The sequence below is a fragment of the Salinisphaera aquimarina genome (assembly GCF_042643355.1).
GTDB lineage: Bacteria > Pseudomonadota > Gammaproteobacteria > Nevskiales > Salinisphaeraceae > Salinisphaera > Salinisphaera aquimarina.
Map to the genome: position 1 here is coordinate 286,456 of NZ_JBHRSS010000010.1, position 24,142 is coordinate 310,597.

At 65.4% G+C, this 24,142-nt stretch carries 24 protein-coding genes and 1 tRNA gene; 20 read left to right on the top strand and 5 right to left on the bottom strand.

Going from position 1 to position 24,142, the window contains the following annotated elements:
* Positions 1-128: 128 nt before the first annotated feature.
* Together ACFOSU_RS20670 and ACFOSU_RS20675 are read left to right on the top strand one after the other, a co-directional pair.
* Positions 129-1,466: a TrkH family potassium uptake protein gene (locus tag ACFOSU_RS20670; RefSeq protein ID WP_380691929.1), complete on the top strand. Its 1,338-nt coding sequence runs from the start codon at positions 129-131 to the stop codon at positions 1,464-1,466.
* Positions 1,467-1,534: 68 nt separating this feature from the next.
* Positions 1,535-1,885: a DUF3147 family protein gene (locus tag ACFOSU_RS20675; protein ID WP_380691930.1), complete on the top strand. Its 351-nt coding sequence runs from the start codon at positions 1,535-1,537 to the stop codon at positions 1,883-1,885.
* Between the two features lie 33 nt (positions 1,886-1,918).
* Here ACFOSU_RS20675 and ACFOSU_RS20680 read toward each other — a convergent pair whose 3' ends face one another.
* From ACFOSU_RS20680 to dacB, 3 genes are all read right to left on the bottom strand, one after another.
* Positions 1,919-2,578: a LysE family translocator gene (locus tag ACFOSU_RS20680; RefSeq protein WP_380691931.1), complete on the bottom strand. Its 660-nt coding sequence runs from the start codon at positions 2,576-2,578 to the stop codon at positions 1,919-1,921.
* A gap of 194 nt (positions 2,579-2,772) precedes the next feature.
* Positions 2,773-2,859, bottom strand: a tRNA-Leu gene (locus ACFOSU_RS20685).
* A 66-nt stretch (positions 2,860-2,925) separates the two neighbouring features.
* Positions 2,926-4,425: a D-alanyl-D-alanine carboxypeptidase/D-alanyl-D-alanine endopeptidase gene (gene dacB, locus ACFOSU_RS20690; RefSeq protein ID WP_380691933.1), complete on the bottom strand. Its 1,500-nt coding sequence runs from the start codon at positions 4,423-4,425 to the stop codon at positions 2,926-2,928.
* 157 nt (positions 4,426-4,582) lie between these two features.
* Between dacB and tgt the strand changes: the two genes are divergently transcribed.
* The 4 genes from tgt (at position 4,583) to secF (ending at position 9,232) form a co-directional block, all read left to right on the top strand.
* Entirely contained in the window at positions 4,583-5,716 is a 1,134-nt protein-coding gene (gene tgt, locus ACFOSU_RS20695; protein WP_380691935.1) for a tRNA guanosine(34) transglycosylase Tgt, read from the top strand.
* A gap of 108 nt (positions 5,717-5,824) precedes the next feature.
* The gene (gene yajC, locus ACFOSU_RS20700) at positions 5,825-6,154 is read left to right on the top strand and encodes a preprotein translocase subunit YajC (protein ID WP_380691936.1); all 330 of its coding nucleotides are present in this window, start codon (positions 5,825-5,827) and stop codon (positions 6,152-6,154) included.
* A gap of 66 nt (positions 6,155-6,220) precedes the next feature.
* A complete protein-coding gene (gene secD / locus ACFOSU_RS20705) occupies positions 6,221-8,074 on the top strand; it encodes a protein translocase subunit SecD (RefSeq protein WP_380691937.1) in 1,854 nt (617 codons plus the stop codon).
* A 216-nt stretch (positions 8,075-8,290) separates the two neighbouring features.
* Positions 8,291-9,232, top strand: a complete 942-nt coding sequence (gene secF, locus ACFOSU_RS20710; protein ID WP_380691939.1) for a protein translocase subunit SecF — start codon at positions 8,291-8,293, stop codon at positions 9,230-9,232.
* Between the two features lie 58 nt (positions 9,233-9,290).
* On the opposite strand, the gene ACFOSU_RS20715 is transcribed toward secF, so the two are convergent.
* Together ACFOSU_RS20715 and ACFOSU_RS20720 are read right to left on the bottom strand one after the other, a co-directional pair.
* The gene (locus ACFOSU_RS20715; protein ID WP_380691941.1) at positions 9,291-9,923 is read right to left on the bottom strand and encodes a DJ-1/PfpI family protein; all 633 of its coding nucleotides are present in this window, start codon (positions 9,921-9,923) and stop codon (positions 9,291-9,293) included.
* 79 nt (positions 9,924-10,002) lie between these two features.
* On the bottom strand, positions 10,003-10,791 hold the full coding sequence (locus tag ACFOSU_RS20720) for an inositol monophosphatase family protein (RefSeq protein ID WP_380691942.1): 789 nt from the start codon (positions 10,789-10,791) through the stop codon (positions 10,003-10,005).
* Positions 10,792-10,901: 110 nt separating this feature from the next.
* On the opposite strand from ACFOSU_RS20720, the gene ACFOSU_RS20725 reads away from it, so the two are divergent.
* From ACFOSU_RS20725 to der, 14 genes are all read left to right on the top strand, one after another.
* The gene (locus ACFOSU_RS20725) at positions 10,902-11,747 is read left to right on the top strand and encodes an RNA methyltransferase (RefSeq protein ID WP_380691989.1); all 846 of its coding nucleotides are present in this window, start codon (positions 10,902-10,904) and stop codon (positions 11,745-11,747) included.
* A 107-nt stretch (positions 11,748-11,854) separates the two neighbouring features.
* Positions 11,855-12,580, top strand: a complete 726-nt coding sequence (cysE, locus tag ACFOSU_RS20730) for a serine O-acetyltransferase (RefSeq protein WP_380691944.1) — start codon at positions 11,855-11,857, stop codon at positions 12,578-12,580.
* A 13-nt stretch (positions 12,581-12,593) separates the two neighbouring features.
* Positions 12,594-13,760 carry a cysteine desulfurase family protein gene (locus ACFOSU_RS20735; protein WP_380691945.1) on the top strand — a complete coding sequence of 389 codons (1,167 nt, stop codon included), beginning with the start codon at positions 12,594-12,596 and terminating at the stop codon, positions 13,758-13,760.
* Positions 13,757-14,926 carry a cysteine desulfurase family protein gene (locus tag ACFOSU_RS20740; protein WP_380691946.1) on the top strand — a complete coding sequence of 390 codons (1,170 nt, stop codon included), beginning with the start codon at positions 13,757-13,759 and terminating at the stop codon, positions 14,924-14,926. The genes ACFOSU_RS20735 and ACFOSU_RS20740 overlap by 4 nt, the downstream gene beginning before the upstream one ends.
* Positions 14,923-15,309, top strand: coding sequence for an iron-sulfur cluster assembly scaffold protein (locus ACFOSU_RS20745; protein WP_380691948.1), 387 nt, complete (start codon positions 14,923-14,925; stop codon positions 15,307-15,309). The genes ACFOSU_RS20740 and ACFOSU_RS20745 overlap by 4 nt, the downstream gene beginning before the upstream one ends.
* 4 nt (positions 15,310-15,313) lie before the next feature.
* Positions 15,314-15,661: a HesB/IscA family protein gene (locus ACFOSU_RS20750; RefSeq protein WP_380691949.1), complete on the top strand. Its 348-nt coding sequence runs from the start codon at positions 15,314-15,316 to the stop codon at positions 15,659-15,661.
* A gap of 118 nt (positions 15,662-15,779) precedes the next feature.
* The gene (ndk, locus tag ACFOSU_RS20755) at positions 15,780-16,205 is read left to right on the top strand and encodes a nucleoside-diphosphate kinase (RefSeq protein ID WP_380691950.1); all 426 of its coding nucleotides are present in this window, start codon (positions 15,780-15,782) and stop codon (positions 16,203-16,205) included.
* Between the two features lie 40 nt (positions 16,206-16,245).
* On the top strand, positions 16,246-17,406 hold the full coding sequence (gene rlmN / locus ACFOSU_RS20760; protein WP_380691991.1) for a 23S rRNA (adenine(2503)-C(2))-methyltransferase RlmN: 1,161 nt from the start codon (positions 16,246-16,248) through the stop codon (positions 17,404-17,406).
* Positions 17,403-18,158 (top strand): type IV pilus biogenesis/stability protein PilW, encoded by a 756-nt coding sequence (gene pilW / locus ACFOSU_RS20765; RefSeq protein WP_380691952.1) that lies wholly within the window; start codon positions 17,403-17,405, stop codon positions 18,156-18,158. Before rlmN ends, pilW begins: the two co-directional genes overlap by 4 nt.
* A complete protein-coding gene (locus ACFOSU_RS20770) occupies positions 18,155-19,141 on the top strand; it encodes a helix-turn-helix domain-containing protein (RefSeq protein WP_380691953.1) in 987 nt (328 codons plus the stop codon). The genes pilW and ACFOSU_RS20770 overlap by 4 nt, the downstream gene beginning before the upstream one ends.
* A gap of 10 nt (positions 19,142-19,151) precedes the next feature.
* Positions 19,152-20,423: a histidine--tRNA ligase gene (hisS, locus tag ACFOSU_RS20775; protein WP_380691954.1), complete on the top strand. Its 1,272-nt coding sequence runs from the start codon at positions 19,152-19,154 to the stop codon at positions 20,421-20,423.
* 79 nt (positions 20,424-20,502) lie between these two features.
* On the top strand, positions 20,503-21,177 hold the full coding sequence (locus tag ACFOSU_RS20780) for a YfgM family protein (RefSeq protein WP_380691956.1): 675 nt from the start codon (positions 20,503-20,505) through the stop codon (positions 21,175-21,177).
* Positions 21,174-22,346 (top strand): outer membrane protein assembly factor BamB, encoded by a 1,173-nt coding sequence (bamB, locus tag ACFOSU_RS20785; RefSeq protein WP_380691958.1) that lies wholly within the window; start codon positions 21,174-21,176, stop codon positions 22,344-22,346. The genes ACFOSU_RS20780 and bamB overlap by 4 nt, the downstream gene beginning before the upstream one ends.
* Before the next feature lie 20 nt (positions 22,347-22,366).
* The gene (gene der, locus ACFOSU_RS20790) at positions 22,367-23,812 is read left to right on the top strand and encodes a ribosome biogenesis GTPase Der (RefSeq protein ID WP_380691960.1); all 1,446 of its coding nucleotides are present in this window, start codon (positions 22,367-22,369) and stop codon (positions 23,810-23,812) included.
* The last annotated feature ends 330 nt before the right edge of the window (positions 23,813-24,142 follow it).

Sequence of the window (24,142 nt, forward strand, 5' to 3'; positions counted from 1 at the left end):
CGGCGCGCATGATACAGAATAGCGCCGTGCGCTCCGGCGTGCGCCGTCGCGATGCGGTGGCAACTAGCCCGCGGCTGTGCTCAGATATCTCTCCATCGCTTCGTGCACGCACCGTCTGAAAGCATCCCGTGAATAGCGAACCGCGCGGTTTCAGCGCGTTCATCCGCTCCCGACGCCCGGCCACTTTGGTCGTGCTGGGCTACGCGCTGTATATCGCCAGCGGCTTCGTGATGCTGTGTCTTCCGTTCGCGCAGGCCGGTCACGGCGTGTCCTGGCTCGACAACCTGTTCACCGCCACCTCGGCCGTCTCCACGACCGGCCTGGCTACGGTCAGTCCGGGTACGCGATACAGCCTGTTCGGCGAGCTGGTCATCGCGGGCCTCATCCAGGTCGGCGGCATCGGCTATATGACGCTGGGCTCTTTCGTGATGCTGGCGCTGCGCCACCGCCTGGACGACATGCACCGGGGTGTCGCGCGCACCGCCTTCGTGTTGCCCGAGCGCATGAACCTGGCGCGTTTCATCCGTAATGTGGTGGGCTTCACGCTCGTCATCGAGGTGGTTGGCGCGGCCGCACTGGCTCTGCTGTTCGCGCGCGCCGGCGCTCCCGAGCCGATATGGAACGGCATATTCCATTCGATCTCGGCTTTCTGCACCGCGGGTTTCAGTCTGTTCGACAACAGTCTCGAGGACTATCGCGCCAACACGGGCATCAACATGGTGGTGGCGGCGCTGAGTTATCTCGGCGCGATCGGATTCATCGTGATGAGCGACTGGTGGCGCTGGCTGACGACGCGCCAACGGCGGTCGTTGACCTCGCGCATCATCCTGCGGGTGACGTTCTGGCTGGCGTTGATCGGCACCGTGGTTATCGCGCTCACCGATACCGGCCTGGCGAAGCTGGGGCTCGAAGAGCGGCTGCTGGCGAGTTTCTTCCAGACCATGACGGCCATGACCACCGTTGGTTTCGATACCTATCCGATCGCCGGCATGAGTTCGGCCTCGATCCTGCTGCTCATCGTGGCGATGGTCATGGGGGCGTCGCCTTCGGGCACGGGCGGCGGCCTGAAGTCGACCACGATCGCCATCTTCTATGGGGCCGTGCGGTCCACGCTCGCCGGCCGTGCGCGTATCGGCCTGCTCGGCCGTGATATCGGCGCGGCGCGTATCCAGATGGCGATGGCGGCGACCGGAATGTACGTCGGCACGCTGGTGATCGGTGTCACGACGCTGATGCTGGTGGAGCGACAAGGTTTTCTACCGCTGCTGTTCGAGTCGGCATCGGCGATCGGCACCGTCGGCCTCAGCCTGGGCGCCACGGGTGCACTCACCTCGGTCGGCAAGCTGGTCGTCATCGCCATGATGTTCGTGGGTCGGCTGGGGCCCATCACCCTCGGCATGGCGCTGTTTCCGCCGCCCTCGCGGCGGCAGGCGATGGCTGGGCACGTCGAGGATCTGGCGGTGTAGCTGCGCCTCGGGGCCGCTACTCTTGGCGCTGGCACAATGGCCTGGCGGCTCCCACACTCAATCCGTTCATGTTCTATTTCATCGCCAAGTGCGTGCTTTCGGGCCTGCTTATCGCCACGGTATCGAGCGTGGCCAGGCGCAGTCCGGGGTTCGGCGCGCTGATTGCGTCGCTACCGCTGATCTCGCTGCTGGGCATGATCTGGCTGTGGCACGACACCCACGACAGCGCACGTATGGCGGCGCATGTCGGCGCGACGTTCTGGTATGTGCTGCCGTCGCTGCCGATGTTTCTGCTGATTCCGGCACTGCTCAACCGTGGCATGGGCTTCTGGCCGGCGCTCGTGATCGGTTGTGTGCTGACCATCGGGCTCTACATGGCGATGACGGCAATCGGCCCGCGTTTCGGCCTCCGGCTGTAACTGCTGATATCGCCAGAAATCGGGGCAACAGGCCTAGCGCGAGTCCAGGGCCAGCCGCAGACCGAAGCCGACCAGCACCGTGCCGGTGATGCCGTCGAGCGCTCTCGCCGTCGATGGCCGGGCCAGCACGCGCTCGAACGGGCGCGCCGCCAACGCCAGGCCGACAAACCAGAGCAGGCTCAGCCCGGCATGGAGTGCGGCCAACACCATGCTGAACGCCACCACGTTGACGCCGGTGGGGATGAATTGCGGCAGAAAGCTTACGTAGAACACGCCGACCTTGGGATTGAGCAGGTTGGTCAGGAGTCCGCGTACGAACCAGCGGCGCGCCCCGCGACCGCGTGATTCGGACTGCGCCGAATCGTGGTCGCCCATTTCCTGCGCTGTATTCGCGGTTCGGGTTCGCGCTGCGGCCCAAAGCATGCATGCGCCCAGCCAGACCAGATAGGCCGCGCCGGCGAACTGGAGCACCCGGTAGGCAGTCTCGGACACCGCCAGCACCGCGCCCAGCCCCAATGCCGTGAGCAAGCCCCAGGCCAGCACGCCGGTGACCACGCCGCAGCCTGCCCACAAGGCATGACGCGTGTTCTCCACGACCGCAGTCCGCAATACCAGTGCGGTATCGATACCGGGGGTGATGGTCATCAACGTGGCCGCGAACGCGAAGCTGATCAGCGCGGATTCAGTGGTCATGCAGGACGCCTTGCTCGGGACTGACGACCGCCAGCATGCCGTGGGGCGAGATCCGGTAGGGCCAACGGGGTCGCCGCAGGCATGCAAGAGGCTGTCGGATGGCGATGGACAGTGTGCCGCACCATAAAAAAGCCCGCCATCGAATCGATGCGGGCTTTTCGGGATCAGTCATCACGCCATTATCGAGATGGCGATGGTGCCCAGGGCGAGAATCGAACTCGCACTCCGTTGCCAGAACCGGATTTTGAATCCGGCGCGTCTACCAGTTCCGCCACCTGGGCCGATGGTCGAGGCGCAGTATACCGATCGCGCGTTCCGCGACCAATGGATGAGGCCGTGTTTCGTAATCAATAGTCGGAAAGAATGGCTTCCATATCGGTCTGATAGGCGGTGACCGTCTGGCGATAGGTGAGTCCGGGCCGCGACGGCGTGCCGTTGATGACGAAGGCGAACGCGCCGAAACCGCCGTCCTGCAGACGAAAATAACCGGCGAGCGCGCGCACGGTGACCGGCTCGCTGAGGGTGCCGGTCTTGGCGGTCAGTCGGGTCAGCCAGTCGAAATTGCCTTGTTTCAAGGTACGTGACGGCGCGGACAGCGGTACGGGCATGCTGCCGTACAACGCTGGGAACAGCGCATTCTGGCGGTACATATAGCCGAGCAGGGCGACCAGGTCGCGCGCCGAGAGCTTGTTGCTGACCGCCAGGCCGCTGCCGCTGTCGAAGATCGGGCCCGGCGTGGTCGTGGGGTGAGTGGGAAAACTCTGGCGCATGGCGCGGTCGGCCAGGGCCTCCAGCGACTGCGAGGCCAACGGCAGCGTCAGCGGCTGGTTGTACTGGCTGTCGGCGGCCAGATCGAGGGTGAGCGTATCCGCCATGTAGTTGTTGGAATAGGCCATCAGCGGGATCAGCTGCTCGGCCAGAGTATCGCTTTCCACCTGCGCCAGCGTGCGCGTGTCGCGCCCGGCGTTGGTGCGTACCCGGATGTTGCCGTCGATGCGTACGCCGGTGTCGCTGAGCATGGCGGCGAGCACGCGGGCGGTGTCGGAGGCCGGCCCGGTTACCGCGCGGTGGACTTCGAACGGGCCGCTGTCGGTGGGCAGAGAGCCGCGCAGGTGTAGCGTCGATGTGCCGTTTTCATACGTGCGCCACGCCGTCATCGTGGCGCGCGAGCCGGGCAGGCCGGTCTTGACCCGGTTGTCTATGGCATAACCGGACAGCGTGCTCGGGTGCAGCACGACGCGCGCCGGGTCGTCGGCGCGGCTACCGCCGTAGACGCTGGCATGCACGGTCGCGTAGTTGATGCCGGCCGAAGACAGCGGTGCGCTGTAGGCATGTGAGGCGCGGCGTTGCGCATCGCAGCGGTCCTTGGTGAGGCAGGGCACGGCCCCGAACAGGCCGTCGTCGACTACCAGATTACCCGTCACATGGGTTATGCCGCGCCCACGCAGGCGGCCGATGAGCGACCACAGATCGGCGTTGTCCAGGGACGGGTCGCCGCCGCCGACGAACACCAGGTCTCCGTTGAGCGTATCGCCCGATACCGCGCCGGTGCTGGCGAAGCGGGTGACGAAACGATGATCCGGGCCGAACTGTTCCAGCGCGGCACTGACCGCGAACAGCTTGCTGACCGAGGCCGGGGTCAGGCGCTGGTCCGGATTGAGCTCGGCAATGGTGGACATGTTGTCCAGGCGCACCACGAGTGCGCTGACGTTGGCGCGCTGCGACAGCGTGCGCAGTGATTGCAGATAGTTGGCGGCCGCGGCCGGCGTGGCCAGGGCTACGGCCAGCAGCGCGCAGGCGATAGCAGGAAATGACCGGCGCGTGGCCGATAGACGAGCGATATGCATGTGGACCCCGTGTGCCATGCAGGCGTCAGGAAGATGCGCAGTGTATGCGCGAGGTTGCGTGCGACTCAATTAACCGGGGCAGGGAATCGTCCAACCCATCCATTCATGCGGGGTCACGCGTCGACGGCACACGTTGCGGCGTCTAGACTGCGCCGCCATGCATCTTGAACGTCTGTCTCAATCGGGCAATGCCCGCCGCTGTTGCCTGCATCTGCCGCACGGCGACGTGGCCACGCCCGCCTTCATGCCGGTGGGGACCTACGGCACGGTCAAGGGCATGACGCCCGAGGAGATCGAGTCGCTGGGCGCGGAAATCGTGCTCGGCAACACCTATCATCTGATGCTCAGGCCCGGCACTGAAGTGATCGGCACCCATGGCGGGCTACACGACTTCATGCACTGGCAGCGCCCGATTCTGACCGACTCCGGCGGCTTCCAGGTCTGGAGCCTGGCCGAGATGCGCAAGCTTACCGAGGACGGCGTGGCGTTTCGCTCGCCCATCGACGGCTCGCGCCAGTATCTGTCGCCGGAGCGCTCGATCGAGGTTCAGCACGCGCTCAACTCGGATATCGTGATGTGTCTGGACGAGTGCACCGATTATCCGGTGGCCAAGGCCGACGCGGCCAGTTCGATGCAGCTGTCGATGCGCTGGGCCGCGCGCTGTCGGGCCGCCCACGGCGACAGCTCCAATCTGTTGTTCGGTATCAATCAGGGCAGCGTGTTCGATGACCTGCGCGCCGAATCCATGGCCGCGCTGGTGGATATCGGTTTCGACGGCTATGCCATCGGCGGGGTGTCGGTGGGCGAGGCCTGGGCCGACAAGGCCAGCGTGCTCGACGGTGTGCTGCCGGTCACGCCGGTCGACTACCCGCGTTATCTCATGGGCGTGGGCACGCCGTCGGATCTGGTCGCGGCCGTGAGTTACGGCATCGACATGTTTGATTGCGTCATGCCCACGCGCAACGCCCGCAACGGCTATCTGTTCACCAGCGAGGGCGTGATCAAGATCAAGAACGCCGTGCATCGTCACGACACCGGGCCGCTGGACGCAGCCTGCGACTGCTATACCTGCCGCAACTACAGCCGTGCCTATCTGCACCATCTGTATCGCTGCGGCGAGATCCTGGCCGCGCGTCTGCACACCTGGCATAACCTGTATTACTACCAGGGGGTGATGCAGCGTATCCGCGCAGCCATCGAGGCGGATCGCTACAGCGCTTTCATGCGCGAGTTCTTTGCCTCGCCCGAGGGGGCAGGCACCGCGCAGGCGGCCTGGTTCGGTTATGGGTAGTCTGATGGCGCGACGCGCGCACACGACTCGCCGATGGCCACAATCCCTGTGGCATACTACGCCGCTTGTTGCGTGTCGGATGGCACACACTTCTTCAGAGGGCAAGCTATGGATTTTCTGATTTCCCCGGCCTTTGCGCAGGGCGGCGCGGGTGCCGGTGGCGGCATCATGCCGACGCTGATCATGGTCGGTCTGTTTTTCGTGTTCATGTATTTCATGATCATTCGTCCGCAGATGAAGCGCGCGAAAGAGCACAAGAAGCTGCTGGAAAGCCTGGACAAGGGCAGCGAAATCGTCACTTCGGGCGGGCTGGCCGGCAAGATTCGTCAGGTCGGCGAGAATTTCCTGGTCGTGGAAGTCGCCGACGGTGTCGAAATCCGTATCCAGAAGAACGCCGTAACCAGCGTTGTCCCCAAGGGCACTCTGGAATCGCTGTAATTTAACGGGCCATGTCGTCGCGGCGCTGCCGCGCACGACAGGCCCCAGATCGTTGACCGGGCCGCTATGAACCGCTATCCGCTGTGGAAATACCTGTTGCTGCTGGCCGTGCTGGCGGTGGGTGTGCTGTACGCCTTGCCGAACCTCTACGGCGAGAAGCCGGCGGTTCAGGTATCCCAGGCAAGCGGGGATGCGGCCACGCCGGCCCTGGTTCAACGTGTACAGCGAACGCTCGACGACGCCGACGTCTCGCCCATCGAGGTCACGCTCGAGGACGGTCGATTGCTCGCGCTCTACGACGGCGCGGAAACACAGCTCAAGGCCGCCGGCGTGCTCAAGCGCCAGCTCGGCGATGACTTCACCGTCGCTCTGAACCTCGCCCCCAGCACCCCGGACTGGCTGCGGTCTGTGGGTGCCGAGCCCATGGCGCTGGGCCTGGATCTGCGTGGTGGTGTGCACTTCCTGCTGGAAGTGGACATGGAAACGGTCTTCAACGAGACCTACGACCGCTATGCCCGCGATATCCCGCGTTTTCTGCGTGAACAGTCGCTGCGCTACAGTCGCGCCTCACGCGAAGGCGACGCCGTGCGCCTGGTCTTTCCGAACGAACAGGTGATGGACGAGGCGCAGAGCGCGCTGGGCAGCGAGTTCAGCGTGCTGCAGTTCAAGGCCGCGCCCAACGCCCAGAACACGCTGCTGGCGACGCTCACGGAAACCGAAGCCAAGCGGATTACCGATTTCGCGCTGCAGCAGAACCTCACCACGCTGCGCAATCGTGTCAACGAACTGGGCGTGGCCGAGCCGCTGGTCCAGCGCCAGGGTGATTCACGCATCGTGGTCGAGCTGCCGGGCGTGCAGGACACTGCCGAGGCCAAGCGTCTGCTCGGCAAGACGGCGACCCTGGAATACCGGCTTGTCGCCCAGGGCAAGGATGCCCAGGCCGCCAAGCGCAGCGGCAACGTGCCGGCCGGCACCGAACTCTACGAGACCCGCGACGGCCAGCCGATCCTGCTCGATCAGGACGTCATCGCCTCCGGCGACCAGCTGGTGGATGCCTCGTCCGGCTTCGATCAGCAAAGCGGCAGCCCGGCGGTGTTCGTCACCCTCGACGGTCAGGCGGCCAGCAAGATGTTCGACGTGACCTCGGCACATGTGGGTGATCCCATGGCCGTGCTGTTCATCGAGAACAAGGTCGACACCAGCTATGTCGACGGCAAGGAAGTGCGCACCCGCAAGAAGGTCGAGCAGGTGATCAGCGTGGCCTCGATCCGCAGCGCCTTCGGCAAGCGTTTCCAGACCACGGGCCTGGAGCGCGGCGAAGCGCACGATCTGGCCCTGCTGCTGCGCGCCGGCGCGCTGGCCGCCCCCGTGAACATCGTCGAGGAACGCACCATCGGCCCGAGCCTGGGTGCCGACAACATCGCCCAGGGCCGTCTGGCCGTGATCGTGGGCTTTCTGCTCGTCGTCGTCTTCATGGTCGTCTACTACCGCGGCTTCGGGCTGTTCGCCAACGCCGCGCTGTTCATGAACCTGGTTCTGATCGTGGCGCTGCTGTCGCTGCTGCAGGCCACGCTCACACTGCCCGGCATTGCCGGTATCGTGCTCACCATCGGCATGGCGGTGGACGCCAACGTGCTGATCTTCGAGCGAATACGTGAGGAACTGGACGCCGGCAACACGCCACAGTCGGCGATCAAGTCCGGCTACGACAAGGCATTCTCCTCGATTGCCGACGCCAACATCACCACCCTGATCGCCGCCGTCGTGCTGTTCGGCTTCGGTACCGGCCCGATCAAGGGCTTCGCGATCACGCTGTCGCTGGGCATCATCACGTCCATGTTCACCGCGATCGTGGGCACCCGCGCCATCGCCAATCTGGTCTACGGTCGCAAGCGTCGACTCAACAGCCTGTCGATCTAGTGTCCTGTAAGGCAAATACGCTACACAATGTCGGCGCTTTTTCGCGCGATGCGGCGTTGCGCCGCCTCGCCATGGCACTGGCCATGACTCGTTGCCGCGCCTTGCCTGACACGAAAAATCACTCGAAATTCATGTTTGCGAACTTACATTACAGGGCACTAGCCGGCATGTTGCCCTCTCCGATCACGTCAAATTCGTTGCAATAGGCCGCCCGTCATGCGTCTGATCAAGCCCAACACCACGATCGACTTCGTCGGCTATGGCAAGTACGCCATCATGCTGTCGGCGTTCCTGATCGTGGTCACATTCGTTTCCCTGGGTTTCGACAAGCTCACGTTCGGCATCGATTTCACCGGCGGCGTTGTCGTCGAGGTCGGCTATCCCGACGCGGTCGAACTGCAGAGCGTGCGCGAGGCACTGGCCGACGGCGGTTATCCCGATGCGACCGTTCAGCATTTCGGCAGCGCGGATGCGGTGATGATCCGCATGGCGAGCGAGCAGGGCGCGGAAAGCTCCGAGGTGAGCACCAAGGTGATGAACGCGCTCTCCGCACAGAACAGCAAAGCCGAGTTGCGCCGGGTCGAGTTCGTGGGGCCGCAGGTCGGCAACGAACTGGTGAACAAGGGCGGGCTGGCGCTGCTGTATACCGTGATCGCGATCCTGATCTACGTGATCGTGCGCTTTCACTGGAAGCTGGCCGCGGGTGCTGTGGCCGCGCTCGTGCATGACGTGCTGATCACGCTGGGCGTGTTCTCGCTGTTCCACCTGGATTTCGACCTCACCGTGCTGGCCGCGCTGCTGGCGGTGATCGGCTACTCGCTCAACGACACGATCGTGGTCTATGACCGTATCCGCGAGAACTTCCGGCGCATGCGCAAGGCCACGCCTGACGAGGTCGTCAATGCGTCCATCAACCAGACGCTGGCGCGCACGATCATGACCTCGGGCACTACGATTCTCACTCTGCTGGCGCTGTTCTTCCTCGGCGGCGAGATCATCCACGGTTTCGCCACCGCGCTGCTCATCGGCATCCTGGTGGGTACCTATTCGTCGATCTTCGTGGCCAGCGCGCTGGCGCTACGCCTGAAGATCACGAGCCACGATCTGTTTCCGCCCAAGGAAGAAGACGCCGAGAAGGCCGCGCGCGTTACCCGCTAGTCCCCCGACATCGGGGCGGGGACGGGCGGCGCCCGTTTTGCTCGCTTCGCTTTGGCTATTACTCGGGGGCTTCGTTGATATACGCGGGTAGCCCGGGCGCTGTATGCGCGCTGCCATGGCGCACGCCGTCCGGATAATATTCCGCCCACCGCTGAACTTCGCCCGCGGTCTCGGCGCCTGCGGTAGCGGCGATGAACGCCAGCGTCATGTCCATGCCGGCGGAGATGCCGGCCGATGTCCAGATCGTGTCGCTGTGGGTGTAGCGTTGTTCGACGACGTCCACGTCACCCAGGGCACGCAGTCGATCCAGCGACGCCCAGTGGGTAGTGGCGGGTCGGCCGGAGAGCAATCCGGCGCGATGCAGCACAAACGATCCGGTGCACACGGAGAGCACGGCTTGGCATTGGCGCGCCTGTGTCGTGACGAAGTCGATGAGGCGAGGATTGTCTACTTCGCGCCGGGTACCGCGCCCACCCGGAATCAGCAGATAGTCGAGCGCGGCGCAGCTGTCGAACGTGGCATCGGGCCGAAGCATCAAGCCTTTGGCACAGCGCACCGGGCGATCGTGTTCGCCGACCAGCAGGCAGTGTTCGGGGCCACCGAACTGCGTCGCCCAGACGCCAATCAGCTCCCAGGGGCCGAGCAGGTCGAGTTCTTCGAGATCATCGAATACCAGAAAGCCGAAGCGCATGAGCGGCGCCTATCGTGCATGAGACAGGGTTCGAGGATGCCGCAGCCGTCGCCGAATCGCCAGAGCCCGATCCGCGGCTTCAGCTACGCGACGGGGTCTTGACGATCTTGTCCAGCAGCTGCGGGTAGAGCTTGGGATTGGCGGCCAGGATGTTGCCGGTCTTCATCGGGTCGCCGTCGCCGGTGTCGCCGGCGATGCCGCCGGCGGCCCGCACCATGAGAATGCCGGCCGCCATGTCCCAGGGCGCGAGACCCATTTCCCAGAAGCCGTCCAGGCGTCCGGCGGCGACATAGGCCAGATCCAGCGCGGCCGAGCCGGCACGGCGGATATCACCACTGGCCGACAACAGGCGGTTGAACACCGGCATGTGGGTGGCGACATCGCCGTTCTTGCGATAGGCGAAGCCGGTGGCGAGCAGGGCCTGGCGCATATGCACGGTGCGCGATACCCGGATACGGCGCCCGTCGAGCGATGTGCCGGCATTGCGGTCGGCAGTGAACAACTCATCCTTCACCGGGTCGTAGATCACCGCGTGTTCGATCACGCCGTTGATCTGGCAGGCGATCGACACGCTGAAATGCGGGATGCCGCGCATGAAGTTGGCGGTGCCGTCGATCGGGTCGATGATCCAGATCGTGTCCGAATCCCCCTGTTCGCCGGATTCCTCGGCCATGAACGCGTGGTCCGGGTAGACCCGGGTGATCGTGTCGATGATCGTTTTTTCCGCGCGCTGATCGGCTTCGGTGACGAAGTCGTTGCGACCGCGCTTGGCGGTGACTTCGCCGGTCTCGCCGCGTCGGTAATACGACAGAATCACGTCCCCGGCACGGCGGGCTGCGGTGACGGCGATATTGGTCAAGGGTTGCATCGGCGGATCCTGCTCGGGGTTCGGCCGCGGCTGTGAATCACACCGGACAGCCGCGAAAAGCCGGCTAGCGTACCATTTGCGCGCGATGGACGAAGATGGCATTACAGCAGATGGCACAGCAAGACGACGAAACCACCCCGGCAACACCAGCGGCATTCGATGGCGCACGGCTCTCGCGGCTGCGGATCGTGCTGGTGGGCGCACAGCATCCGGGCAATATCGGCGCCGCGGCGCGGGCGATGAAGGTCATGGGTCTGCACGATCTGGCGCTGGTGGCGCCCGAGCGTTTTCCCGATCCCGAGGCGATATCGAGGGCATCCGGCGCCGACGACGTGCTGGCCGCCGCCCGTATCTACGACACGCTCGATCAGGCGATCGGCGACTGTGTGCTGGCGATCGGCGCGAGCGCGCGCCGGCGCAGTACCAGTTGGCCGCTGGTGGATGCGCGCACCGCCGCGCGCCGCGCGATCTCGCTGGCGGCCGACCATCAGGTCGCACTGGTGTTCGGGCGTGAACGCAGCGGGCTCGAGAATGCCGAGCTCGATCTGTGCCAGCTGCATCTTCAAGTGCCGACCAATCCGGACTATCGCTCGCTCAATCTGGCCGCCGCGGTGCAGGTGGTGTGCTACGAACTGCGCATGGCGGCCGGCGACCGGCCCGAGCCGAACCCGGCGCATGAACCGGTCGAGTCGGCCGACATGGAAGGGTTCTATCAACATATGAGCGATGTGCTGATCACCAGCGGCTTTCTCGATCCGGAACTGCCCGGCGTGCTGATGCGCCGGGTTCGGCGTCTGTTCAACCGCGCCGAGCCCGATCGCATCGAGCTCAATATCCTGCGCGGCATGCTGCGCGCACTGGACCCGCGGCGCCGGCCCCTGCGAAAGGCCCATACGGCGCTACATGACGACAATCCGCCGTCGGCACTTGATCCCGGCGCGCGCGACCCGAAATAGTGCGTATATAGTTACCGATATCGTTACCGATCAGGCCGTGCCGGGATGTGGTCCGATGCCGTGCGGCAAGGGTGCCATCGCCGTGCCCTGTTCCGGGGAGACAATCAATGCTAGCTCGCATGCGCGAAGACATTCAGGCTATTTTCGAGCGCGATCCCGCCGCGCGCAGTATCGGGGAAGTGATCTTCTCCTACCCGGGGCTGCACGCGCTCTGGTGGCACCGCGTGGCCCACTGGTGCTGGACCAACCGCCTGAAATGGATCGGCCGCTTCGTGTCGCATCTGTCGCGCTGGCTGACCGGCATCGAGATCCATCCGGGCGCGGTCATCGGCCGGCGCTTCTTCATCGACCACGGCTTCGGTGTGACCATCGGCGAGACCACGGTCATCGGCGATGACTGCACCATCTATCAGGGCGTGACCCTGGGCGGCACCAGCTGGAATCCCGGCAAGCGTCATCCCACGCTCGAGGACGACGTCATCGTCGGCGCCGGCGCCAAGGTGCTGGGCCCGTTCACGGTCGGCACCGGCGCACGCATCGGCTCCAATGCCGTGGTGGTCAAGGAAGTACCGCCCGGCTGCACCGCGGTCGGCGTGCCGGCGAAGCTGGTCAAGTGCAAGGACGGCACCCCGGAGGATCGTCGCCAGGAAACCGCCGATCGTATCGGCTTCTCGATGTATGGCGTGTCTCAGGACATGCCCGATCCGGTCGCCCGCGGTATCGACGCCATGCTCGACCATATCGACTCGCTGGAGCGCCGCCAGGACGAGCTGGAAGCGCTGGCCAAGCGCATGTCGGAGCAGATGGGCGAGCGTCAGACCGACGAGGTCTGAGCGCAGGCGCGCGATGACCGTCTATTTCGACCACAACGCCACCACGCCGCTGCATCCCGATGCGTTCGAGGCGATGCGGCCGTGGCTGACATCACGCCACGGCAACGCGTCGTCGCTGCACCGCGCCGGCCGTGAGGCACGGGCCGCGGTCGAAACGGCGCGCGAACAGGTCGCCGCGCTGGTGAATGCTCATCCCTCACAGCTGATTTTCACCGGTGGCGGCACCGAAGCCGACAATCTGGCTCTCAAGGGCGTGGCCGCGGCGGCGCGCCGTCCCGGGCGCATGCTGATTTCGCCGATCGAACATCCGGCCATCACCGACGCGGCCGACGCGCTGGCCGCCGCCGGCTGGCAGATCGAGCGGGTGGCGGTCGATAGCGAAGGCCGTATCGACAAGGACGATTTACGGGCCCGGCTGGCGGGCAGTGATGTCGCGCTGGTGTCGATCATGGTGGCCAACAACGAGACCGGCGTATTGCAGGACGTGCCCGCGATTTCGGCTATCGTGCGCGAAGCGGGGTCGGCGCTGCATACCGACGCCGTGCAGGCGATCGGCAAGCACGGCTTCGATTTCGCGGCCAGCGGCGCGCACTGCGCGAGTCTGTCCGGCCACAAGATCCAGGGCCCGAAAGGCATCGGCGCGCTGGTCGTCGACAAGCAGTTGGGCATCGACCCGATCGTGCACGGCGGCGGCCATGAGCAGGGCCTGCGCTCGGGTACGCTCAACGTGGCCGCGATCGTCGGCTTCGGCGCCGCCGCCGCGCGTCTGATGACGCACCGCGACGCCGAGATCGCCCATATGCGCGGCCTGCGCGAAGAGCTCGAGACCGGCCTGGACGGCATGCCCGGCGTCATCCGTTTTTCGGCCCACGCCGACCGGCTGGCCAATACCTGTCAGTTCGCGGTGCCCGGCTACGACGGCGAAGGCCTGCTCATGCTGCTGGACCGCGACGACATCGCCGTGTCCTCGGGCTCGGCCTGTGCGGCGGGCACCGGCGAGCCGAGTCCGGTGCTACTGGCCATGGGTATCGACCCGGCTACGGCACGCGGCGCGATCCGTGTAAGTCTGGGGCCGGACAACACTCTGGACGAAATCCAGCGGTTCCTGCTCGTGCTCGGCCGGCTGGCCGGCGGCGCTCAGGGTCTGCCGGGTCATATCAGCGCGTCGGTGCTCGGATGACCACGCCCACCGCGCTCTACCTCGATCATGCCGCGACCGCGCCGCTGGCGCCCGGCGTGTTCGAAGCCATGCAGCATGCGCTGGTCGAGACCGAGGCCAATCCGGCGTCGAGTCACGCGCCTGGGCGTGTAGCCGCCGCACAGATCGATGCCGCGGCGCGATCGCTGGCGGCCCTGATCGGCGCGGCGCCCGAATCCATCGTGTGGACATCGGGCGCCACCGAGTCGATCAATCTCGCCCTCAAGGGCGTGGCCGAGTTCGCCGGCGGCGCCCCCCATATCGTGAGCGTGGTGACCGAGCATCGGGCCACGCTTGATGTGCTGACATGGCTGGAAAAGCACGGCGCACGGGTCACGCGTCTCGGCGTCGACGGCGACGGGCGACTCGATCTGGATGCACTGGCCGCGGCGATCGCCGACGACACCGCGCTGGTGTCGGTGATGCACGTCAACAACGAAACCGGCGTGATTCAGGATATCGCCGCCATCGGCGCGCTGTGCGCGGCGCGCGGCGTGGCGTTGCACGTGGACGCAGCCCAGAGCCTCGGTCGGCTCGCCATCGACGTCGAGGCCATGAATATCGCGCTGCTGTCGATGTCGGCCCACAAGATCGGTGGCCCGAAAGGCATCGGCGCGTTGTATGTGCGCCGGCGTCCGCGTGTCGGCCTGGCCGCGCAGATACAGGGCGGCGGCCAGCAGGGCGGCTATCGTTCGGGCACGCTGGCGACCCATCAGATCGCCGGTTTCGGCGCGGCCGCGGTGCATGTGAGCGCAACCCGCGAGGTAGAGCAGACTCGTCTGCACGATTTGCGCGAACGCCTCTGGGCACGGGCCGCCAGGCTCGAGGGCGTCATCCGCAACGGGTTGCCGCAAACCACGGCGGCGGCTTTTCTGAGCGTCAGCGTGCAGGCGGTGCACGGCGATGCGCTGCTGCTGGGGCTGACCGAGGGCGCGCCGGCGCTGGCGGTGTCGTCGGGCGCGGCCTGCAGTGCCGCCAAGGGCCAGTCGTCCTATGTGCTGCGTGCCATGGGCCGCAGCCCGCGCGAGGCCGGCGCGAGCATTCGTTTTTCGCTCGGCGCGGATACCGATGCCGCGGTTATCGACGCCGCCGCGGAGCGCTTCGTTGCCGAGGTCACGCGCCTGCGCGCGCTGGCCGCGGCGGCATGACTGATGCGCATGCGCCTGGTTGGCTGCCTCGTTTTCTGGCGCCGCGGCACGCGCTTGCGGAATGTGACATCATTGAATGGCACGGTGACGGTGTCGCCGATACGCCGGGCGCGGATGCGCGCTGTCGTCTTCGGGTCGAGATCGACACGCGTGGAGATGCGCCGCGTATCCGGCGCGCAGTTTTTTCGGTATTCGGACCGCCGGTTGCGGTAGCCTGTGCGGACTGGGCCTGCGAGTGGCTGGGCGATCGAACGATCGACGCAGCTCGTGGTCTGATGGTAGAGGATTTCGAACAGGCACTGGCGCTTGCGCCGGGCGAGCGATATGCCGCCCTGCTCGTAATCGATGCATTGGCCAGTGTGCTGGTCAATCTGGGATCATGACGTTATGAACGAAGCAACAATTGAATCAGAGGACCTCAACGTCACGCAGGCGGCCGCCGAGCGGATCAAGGCGCAGCTGGCCAAGCGTGGCAGCGGCATAGGGCTGCGGGTCGGCGTGCGCAAGTCCGGCTGCAGTGGCTTCATGTACACCATGGACTATGCAGACGAGGTGGGCGCGGACGACGACGTATTCACCGGTTACGGCGCGAAAGTCGTGATCGATCGCCGGCATATGGACGTGCTGCGCGGCACCACCCTGGATTTCCGTTCGGAAGGCCTCAACCGCATGTTTCGGTTCGATAATCCGCACGCGAAGAACGCCTGCGGCTGCGGCGAGTCATTCACGGTCTGAGCGCGACGGGCTTCCCGCGCCTTACAACCGGACGGTTGGGGCGCTACAATGGGAGGTTATCCGCCGCGTAAGCGTTTTCCCGCTGCGCGTTGTCAATTATTTCCAGCAGGGAGAGAACATGGCCGTTGAGCGCACCTTGTCCATCATCAAACCGGACGCCGTAGCCAAGAACGTGATCGGTGATATCTATCGCCGTTTCGAGAACGCCAATCTGCGCATTATCGGCGCGCGCATGGTGCAGCTGTCGCGCGCAGACGCCGAAGGCTTCTACGCAGTGCACGCCGAGCGTCCGTTCTTCAACGATCTCGTCTCCTTCATGATCTCCGGTCCGGTGATGGTGCAGTGCCTGGAAGGCGAAAACGCCATCGCCACCAACCGCGACCTGATGGGCGCGACCAATCCCAAGGAAGCCGAGGCCGGCACCATCCGTGGTGATTTCGCCGAATCCATCGACGCCAACGCGGTGCACGGTTCGGACGCGCCGGAGACGGCAGCCCAGGAAATCGAGTTCTTCTTCGGCAAAGACGGCCTCTGCCCCCGCTAGGCTGTCTCGGTTCGCCATGAGCACGGATGTACAGGACAACATGAGCAGTGAAGACGCCGGTGCCAAGAGTGCCGTGCGGGTGAATCTGTTCGGCCTCGATCGGCAGGCGATGTCCGATTTCTTCCGTGCGCATGGCGAGTCGGCGTTTCGCGCCAAGCAGGTCATGCAGTGGATCTATGCGCGCGGCGTGACCGATTTCGCGGCGATGACCGACCTGAGCAAGGTTCTGCGCGAGCGTCTGCCCGAAATCGCCGAAATACGCCCGCCCGCCAAGATTCGCGAACAGAAAGCCGCCGACGGCACCCGTAAATGGCTGCTGGCGGTCACCGAGGATATGGATCCGGACAACGCCATCGAAGCGGTCTATATCCCCGAGGAGGATCGCGCCACGCTGTGTATCTCCTCGCAGATCGGCTGCGCGCTGGACTGCAGTTTCTGTGCCACCGGCAAGCAGGGCCTCAACCGCAATCTGACCACCGCCGAGATCATCGGTCAGGTCTGGATGGCGGAGCACGACCTGCGCGCCCAGGGCATGGTGCACGGCAACCGCGCGTTGTCGAATATCGTGTTTATGGGCATGGGCGAGCCGCTGGCCAACTATCGCGCGGTGGTGCCCGCGATTCGTATCCTGCTCGACGACTACGGCTTCGGCCTGTCCAAGCGCCGGGTGACGGTGTCCACATCCGGGCTGGTGCCGTTCATGGATCGCCTGCACGAGGAAGTCGATGTCGCGCTTGCGGTGTCGCTGCATGCCCCCACCGACGATCTTCGCGACGAGCTGGTGCCGATCAACCGCAAGTACCCGCTGGCCGAACTGATGGCCGCCTGCGACCGTTATGTCGAAGGCAAGCAGCGCCGTGCGCACGTGGTCTACGAGTACGTCATGCTCGACGGCGTCAACGACAATCCCGAACAGGCACGGGCGCTGGTCCGGCTCATGGGCGACCGGCCGGCCAAGATCAATCTGATTCCGTTCAATCCGTTCGACGGCACCGAATACAGCCGCCCGGACGAAGCGCGAATTCGCGCGTTCCAGGACATCCTGCACCGCAAGGGCCTGCGCACCACCGTGCGCCGTACCCGTGGCGATGATATCGACGCCGCCTGCGGGCAGCTGGTGGGGCGTGTCCGCAGTCGTCAGAAACGCCATTTTCGTGACGTGCCGATCCGTATCGAGACCAAACAGGCCACGCCGGTATGACGCGTGTGCCGCGGGCCGGTGTCTGGCTGGTCATGCTGTGCGGGCTGGCGCTGGCGGGCTGCGCCGGCCACGAGAACGTTGTCGACAAGGGCCGGGCGGCGGATGCCAACGCCAGCCTGGGCGCGGATTTTCTGCGCAAGAACGACAATGAGCAGGCGCTGTCGCGCTACAAGCGAGCGCTTGGTTACGACAGGAACAATGTCTCGGCCAACTGGGGCATGGCGATCGTCAACGATCGGCTCGGCGAAACCGAAGAGGCCAGCCGCTTCTACAAGAAGACGCTGGATCTGCAGCCGGGCCCGGCGATCTACAACAGCTACGGCGTATTCCTGTGCAAGCAGGGCGATACCGACAGCGCGATCAAATATTTCAAGCGAGCGGCCAACGATCCGCGCTATGCCGGCAGCGCCGATGCGCTTGCCAATGCCGGTCTGTGCCTGCATCGTGCGGGCCAGCCCGCGGTGGCCGAACGCTATTATCGGGATGCGCTGGCCGCCAACGACAGCCAGCTGACCGCGCTGACCGACATGGCCCGGCTCAAATACGAGCAGGGCGACTTCCTGCGTGCCCGGGCGTTCATAGAGCGTGCCGATTCGGTCGCCAAACTGGATGCCGAACAGCTGCTGCTGGGCGCGCGTATCGAACTGGCATTGAACGACAGCGATGCCGCCGGCGCGTATCTCGAACGGCATAATGCCGCCGAGCCGAGCGCGAGCCTGTCGCTGCGTCAACTGGAGCAATCGCGCCGATGAACGATTCTTCCGACGATTACGAAGAACTGCAAAGCACCAATCTGACCCAGAACAAGGCCGACGGCCAGACGCCGGGCGAGATCCTGCGCGAGGCGCGGCTGGCGAATGATTATTCGGTCGAGGACCTGTGCGCTCAGACCAAGCTCTCGGCCAAGACCGTTCATGCCCTGGAAGACAACGATTTTGATGCGTTGTCGCAGCCGGTCTTCGCGCGCGGCTATTATCGCCAGTGCGCCAAGGTGCTGGGTATCGACAGCGATCGGCTGATGGCGGCCTATGGCGCATCGGGTGGCGCGAGCTCGCCGCGCGCGATGGGCGCGCCGACGTTCGTGAACGTCGTGCCGCAGGACGTGACCCCGGGGCGTTGGCGCTCGCTCGGCCTGATCGTTGCCGTGCTGGTGCTGCTGGTGGCCATCGGTGCCATCTTCCTGCTCATGCCGAGCGCCCAGTTGCCCGACGAGAATTCGGGTAGTGGCAACAATACCGTTGTATTGTCGAGCGACAGCAGTGCCGGCAGTGGCAGTGCGGATACCGGTACGGATGCCGCATCGAGCACGTCGACGCCCGATGTCGCCGGCAATGATGCGGATAGTGACGACAGTGGCCAGGCCAGCGTTTCCGGTCAGCGTCAGGGCGGGCGCAACGTCAACGAGACCCTCGGCCTGAACCCGAACGCGAACACGCCGGATAATGCCGCGCAGGCGGCCCCGGCCGAGCCGCAGGTCGACCCGAATCACCTGACGGTCAACTTCACCGACCGTTCCTGGGTGGATATCCGCGACGCCAACGGCGCCCGCCTGTTGACCGGTATCTACGAGGCCGGCGAGAAACGCGATTTCGACGGCACGCCGCCCTACAAGATCACGCTCGGCTTTGCGCCCGGCGTGAAGCTGAGCATCGGTGGCGAGCCGGTGGACGTGGCCGCACAAACCACGGGCAACAGTACCGCGCGTCTGACCGTCGCTGCCCGCAGCGACAATTAATGGTTTCCAGATGAGCGAGCGTATTCAGTCGATTCGCGGCATGAACGACGTGCTGCCGGCCGACAATGCGGCCTGGACCACGCTCGAGCGTACCGCGGCGCGTGTGTTCGCGGCCTACGGCTACGAACAGATCCGGCTGCCGATCATGGAACGCACCGGCCTGTTCAAGCGCGCCGTGGGTGAAGTGACCGACATCGTCGAAAAAGAGATGTACACCTTCGACGACCGCGGCGGTGAATCGCTGTCGCTGCGTCCGGAGGGCACCGCGGGCGCGGTGCGCGCCGGCATCGAGCACGGCCTGTTGCACAACGCCACCCAGCGCCTGTGGTACGTGGGCCCGATGTTTCGCTACGAGCGGCCGCAGAAAGGCCGTTATCGCCAGTTCCACCAGTTTGGCGTGGAGGCATTCGGACAGACCGGTCCGGACGTGGATATCGAACAGATCGCCATGGCCGCACGCCTGTTCGCCGCCCTCGGCGTCACTGGCCTGAGCCTGCAGATCAATACGCTGGGCACGCCTGCCGAGCGCGCCGATTATCGCGACGCGCTGCACGCCTATTTCAGCGCCCATGCCGACGCGCTGGACGAAGACAGCCAGCGCCGGCTGGATCGCAACCCGCTGCGGATTCTGGATACCAAGAATCCGGCGATGGCCGATCTGGTGGCCGCCGCGCCCACGCTGCGCGAATATCTGGGCGCCGAATCGAGCGCGCATTTCGACGCGCTCTGCCGGGGCCTGGAGACACTCGGCATCGACTACACCGTCAATCCACGGCTGGTGCGCGGGCTCGACTATTACACCCGTACCGTGTTCGAGTGGATCACCCGCGATCTCGGCGCCCAGGACGCCGTCTGTTCGGGCGGCCGCTTCGATGGCCTGGTCGAACAGCTGGGTGGCAGCGCCACGCCGGCGATGGGTTTTGCGTTGGGCGTCGAACGCGTGATCGCGCTCATGCAGGCCCAGGACGTGGCGCTGGCCGATCTTGCCCCGCAGGTGTATCTGGTCTACAAGGGCGAGGCTGCGGAAAATCGCGTGCCGGCCCTGGCGGAATCGCTGCGCGATGCGCTGCCCGATCTGCGTCTGCGCGTGCACGCCGGCGGCGGCAGCCTGAAGTCGCAGTTCAAGCGCGCCGACAAGAGTGGCGCCCGTCTGGCGCTGGTGTTCGGAGACGACGAAGCGGCGGCCGGCGAGATCCAGATCAAGCCGCTGACCGATCGCCGTCCGCAGGAACAGGTGGCGCTGGACGCCGCACCCGCGCGCATCGCCGCGCTTCTGAGTTGACACGCGACGTGGCCACCGCGCCATAGCGCGGGTCCGCGTCGCCTACGACACTGTCCAATAACAAAGTAAAGATAAACGCATGGCCGATTTCGACGAGAACGAAGAACTGACACAGTTCAAGCATTGGTGGGCTGCCAACGGCATGTCGATCATGATTGGCGCCGTGGTGGGCGTGGTCGTGATCGTCGGCTGGCAGGGCTGGCGCTGGTACCACGACACACGCGCAGTCAGCGCGGCCGGTATCTATCAGCAGGTCGAGCACGCCGTGGCCGATGGCAACGTCAACGACACCGTGATCAAGGTCGTCGGCCAGCTCAAGGATGATTATTCGGGCACTCCGTACGCGGCCGATGCTGCGCTGCGACTGGCTGGCTATTACGTCGACGAGAAGCAGTACGACAAGGCCCACGAGCAGCTGGTCTGGGCCATGGACAACGCGTCCACCGAGGGCGTGCGCAATATCGCCCGCGTGCGCGCCGCGCGGCTGGCCTGGACCCAGGACGACGCCGACGGCGCGCTGAAGCTGCTGGCGACCGATCATCCCGAGAGTTTCGACGCTTTGTATGCCGAACTGGCGGGCGATATTCATGCCGCCCAGGGCGACCGCGAGGCGGCCTACAAGTCCTATCAGCTCGCGCTCGAGAGTCTGCCGCCGGATACGCCGCGTCAGCCGCTCGAAACCAAGCTTGCCGATAACGCGCCGGCCGCCGAGGCCGACGCCCCGGCCGATCCGAAGAGTGCTTCCGCATCATGAATACCCCGCGTACGACATTGCGTCTGGCCGGCCTGTTCGCCGCCGCCGGTATCCTGCTCAGCGCCTGTGGCGGCGGTGAGAACGTGGCCGAGCCCACGCCGCTCACGGAACTGCCGTCGCCGGCCTATCGCATGCAGCGCATCTGGCATACCGATGCCGGCGAAGGCGCGGGCGAATATGTGAGCGGCTTCAAGGCGGCGGTCAACGGCAACCGCGTGTATGTGGCCAACCGCGACGGCTATGTCGAAGCCCTGAACCTCGACAACGGCAAGCGCATCTGGCGTTCGCGTACCGGCGACCGGCTGATTGCCGGGCCGACCGTGGCCAACGGCAAGCTGCTGTTCGGTACCCGCGACGGCCAGGTGGTGGCGCTGTCCGCCGACACCGGCGAACGGGCCTGGACGGCAGAGCTGTCCAGCGAAGTCATCGCCGCCCCCGCGGCCAACGACAATGTCGCCGTGGCGCGCACCCTGGACGGCCGACTGGTCGAACTGGATCTGGCCACCGGCGAGCGCCGCTGGACCATCGAGCGCAATGTGCCGACGCTGACCCTGCGCGGCACCTCGTCGCCGGTCATCGACGGCGACACCGTGTATGCCGGCCTCGACAACGGCAAGGTGCTCGCGCTCGACCTGGCCACCGGCGAGCAGCGCTGGGAGCAGGCCATCGCGCTGCCCAGCGGCCGCTCCGAACTCGAACGCATCGTCGATGTGGACGCCGATCCGCTGGTGCTCGACAACGAACTCTACGCGGTCAGCGTGGGCGGCGAGATGACCTCGCTGTCGCTGACCTCCGGACGGGTGCGCTGGAAACAGGACGTCGCCGCCGAGACCGGACTGGCCTACGACGACCGCAATATCTTCACCTCCGACCGCGACGGCGATGTCTGGGCCGTCAACCGGCTGACCGGCGGCAAGAGCTGGGAGCAGGAAGGCTTGAAGTATCGCCAACTGTCCGCGCCGGCGGTGCTCAACGGTGATCTGCTGGTCGGCGATTACGAAGGCTATGTGCATTGGCTGTCGGCGGATGACGGCAGCGTGATCGCGCGCGGCCGGCCGATGGATGAAGCGATTCGCAGCCAGCCCGTGGTGGCAGGCGACCGCGTGATCGTGCTCGGCGCCGACGGCGAGGTCGCCGCGCTGCGGTTCACGCCGGCCGACGCGCAATAACGCGCGCACCAGGTTTTTCCATGAACAACGTGTTGCCGGTGATTGCCCTCGTGGGCCGCCCGAACGTGGGCAAGTCCACGCTCTTCAACCGGCTCACGCGTACGCGTGACGCGCTGGTGGCCGATCAGCCGGGCGTCACCCGCGATCGCCACTACGGCTTTGCCATCCACGATTCGCGCCGGTATATCGTCATCGATACCGGCGGCATCGGCCAGGACGACGAGGATATCGACGCCCAGGCCTTTGCCCAGACCACGGCCGCGCTCGAAGAGGCCGATGTGGTGCTGCTGGTGACCGACTCGCGTCAGGGCCTGATGCCCGGTGACCGGATCATCGCCGAACAGTTGCGGCGCATGCAGCAGCCGGTGCACGTCGTCGTCAACAAGAGTGAGGGCCAGGTCGGGGTCAGCGCCACGGCCGAATTCCACGCGCTCGCGCTGGGCGACCCCTGGGCGGTATCCGCCACCCACGGCGATCGGATCAACGCCCTCCTGGCGCAGGTATTTGCGGATCTGCCCGAGCCGCGCGCCCAGTCCACCGCCTATCACGGCGATGCCATTCGGATCGCGTTGCTGGGCCGCCCGAACGCGGGCAAGTCCACGCTGGTCAACCGTTTTCTCGGTGAAACCCGGATGCTCACCCAGGACGCGCCGGGCACCACCCGCGACGCCGTGGCCAGCGAATTCTATTTCGATGACAAGCCGTATGTGATCGTCGACACCGCCGGTGTACGCCGCCGTACGCGTATCGACGATTTCGTCGAAAAGCTCAGCGTGGTCAAAGCCATGCAGGCCGCCGAGCAGGCGCAGGTCGTGATCATCATGCTGGACGCGGTCAGCGGGCTGTCGTCGCAGGATCAGCGCCTGCTGAGCCTGGCCGTCGAGCGCGGCCGCGCGACCCTGCTGGTGGTCAACAAATGGGACGGGCTGGACAACAAGCAGCGCGAGAAGCTGCACGCTGACCTGGTCAAGCGCATGGGTGCGTTCGACTATCTGCCGCTGCTGTTCATCTCGGCCCTGCACGGCTCCGGTCTGCGCGAGCTGCTGGATGCGGTGCAGGCATCGCACAAGGCGGCCTTCGCCGAACTCAACACGTCACAGCTGTCGCGCGAGCTGGAAGCAGCGGTCGAAGCGCATGCGCCGCCGGCCATCCACGGCCGCCGGATCAAGCTGCGTTTCGCGCATCAGGGCGGGCGCAATCCGCCTTCGATCGTCATTCACGGCAACCAGACACAGCGGCTGTCCGACGAGTACAAGCGTTATCTCATGCGTCGTTTTCGTGAGCGCTTCAACCTGTTCGGCACCCCGATCCAGCTGTTCTTCAAGAACAGCGAAAATCCGTTCGCGTCGCCGTCCGACGGCAAGACCCGGCCGAAACCCAAGGACAAGGGGTACGGCAAGAGCAAGGGCCAGAACAAGGGCCCAAACAAAGGCCAAAACAAGGACAAGCGTCCGCGCAAGCGGTAGCGGGGCAGGCGGCCAGCGCCGCCAGGCCACGGCTGGCGTTCATTGGATAGTCGTGAAAAGAGCTGGGTTATCGCAGATCGAGCCTGCCACGGCCGGCCTTGGCTACCCGATGTTGCCTTGCCGATGATGGGATGCTGCCTAGCGCTCGAGCGGTTTGAGGCGCCATTCGATGGCGCTCACATACCAAGATATCGAACCCATCGCCGCAGGATAAACCCGTGGTTAGGCAGGTTGTCGGCCTGTAGTCGTACAGGCCCAAACGCCGGCAGCTTGCCAATACGTCGGGGTCGCGCCGGGCCTAAGCCGTCTGCGCTTGTTTTCAGCAAGCCA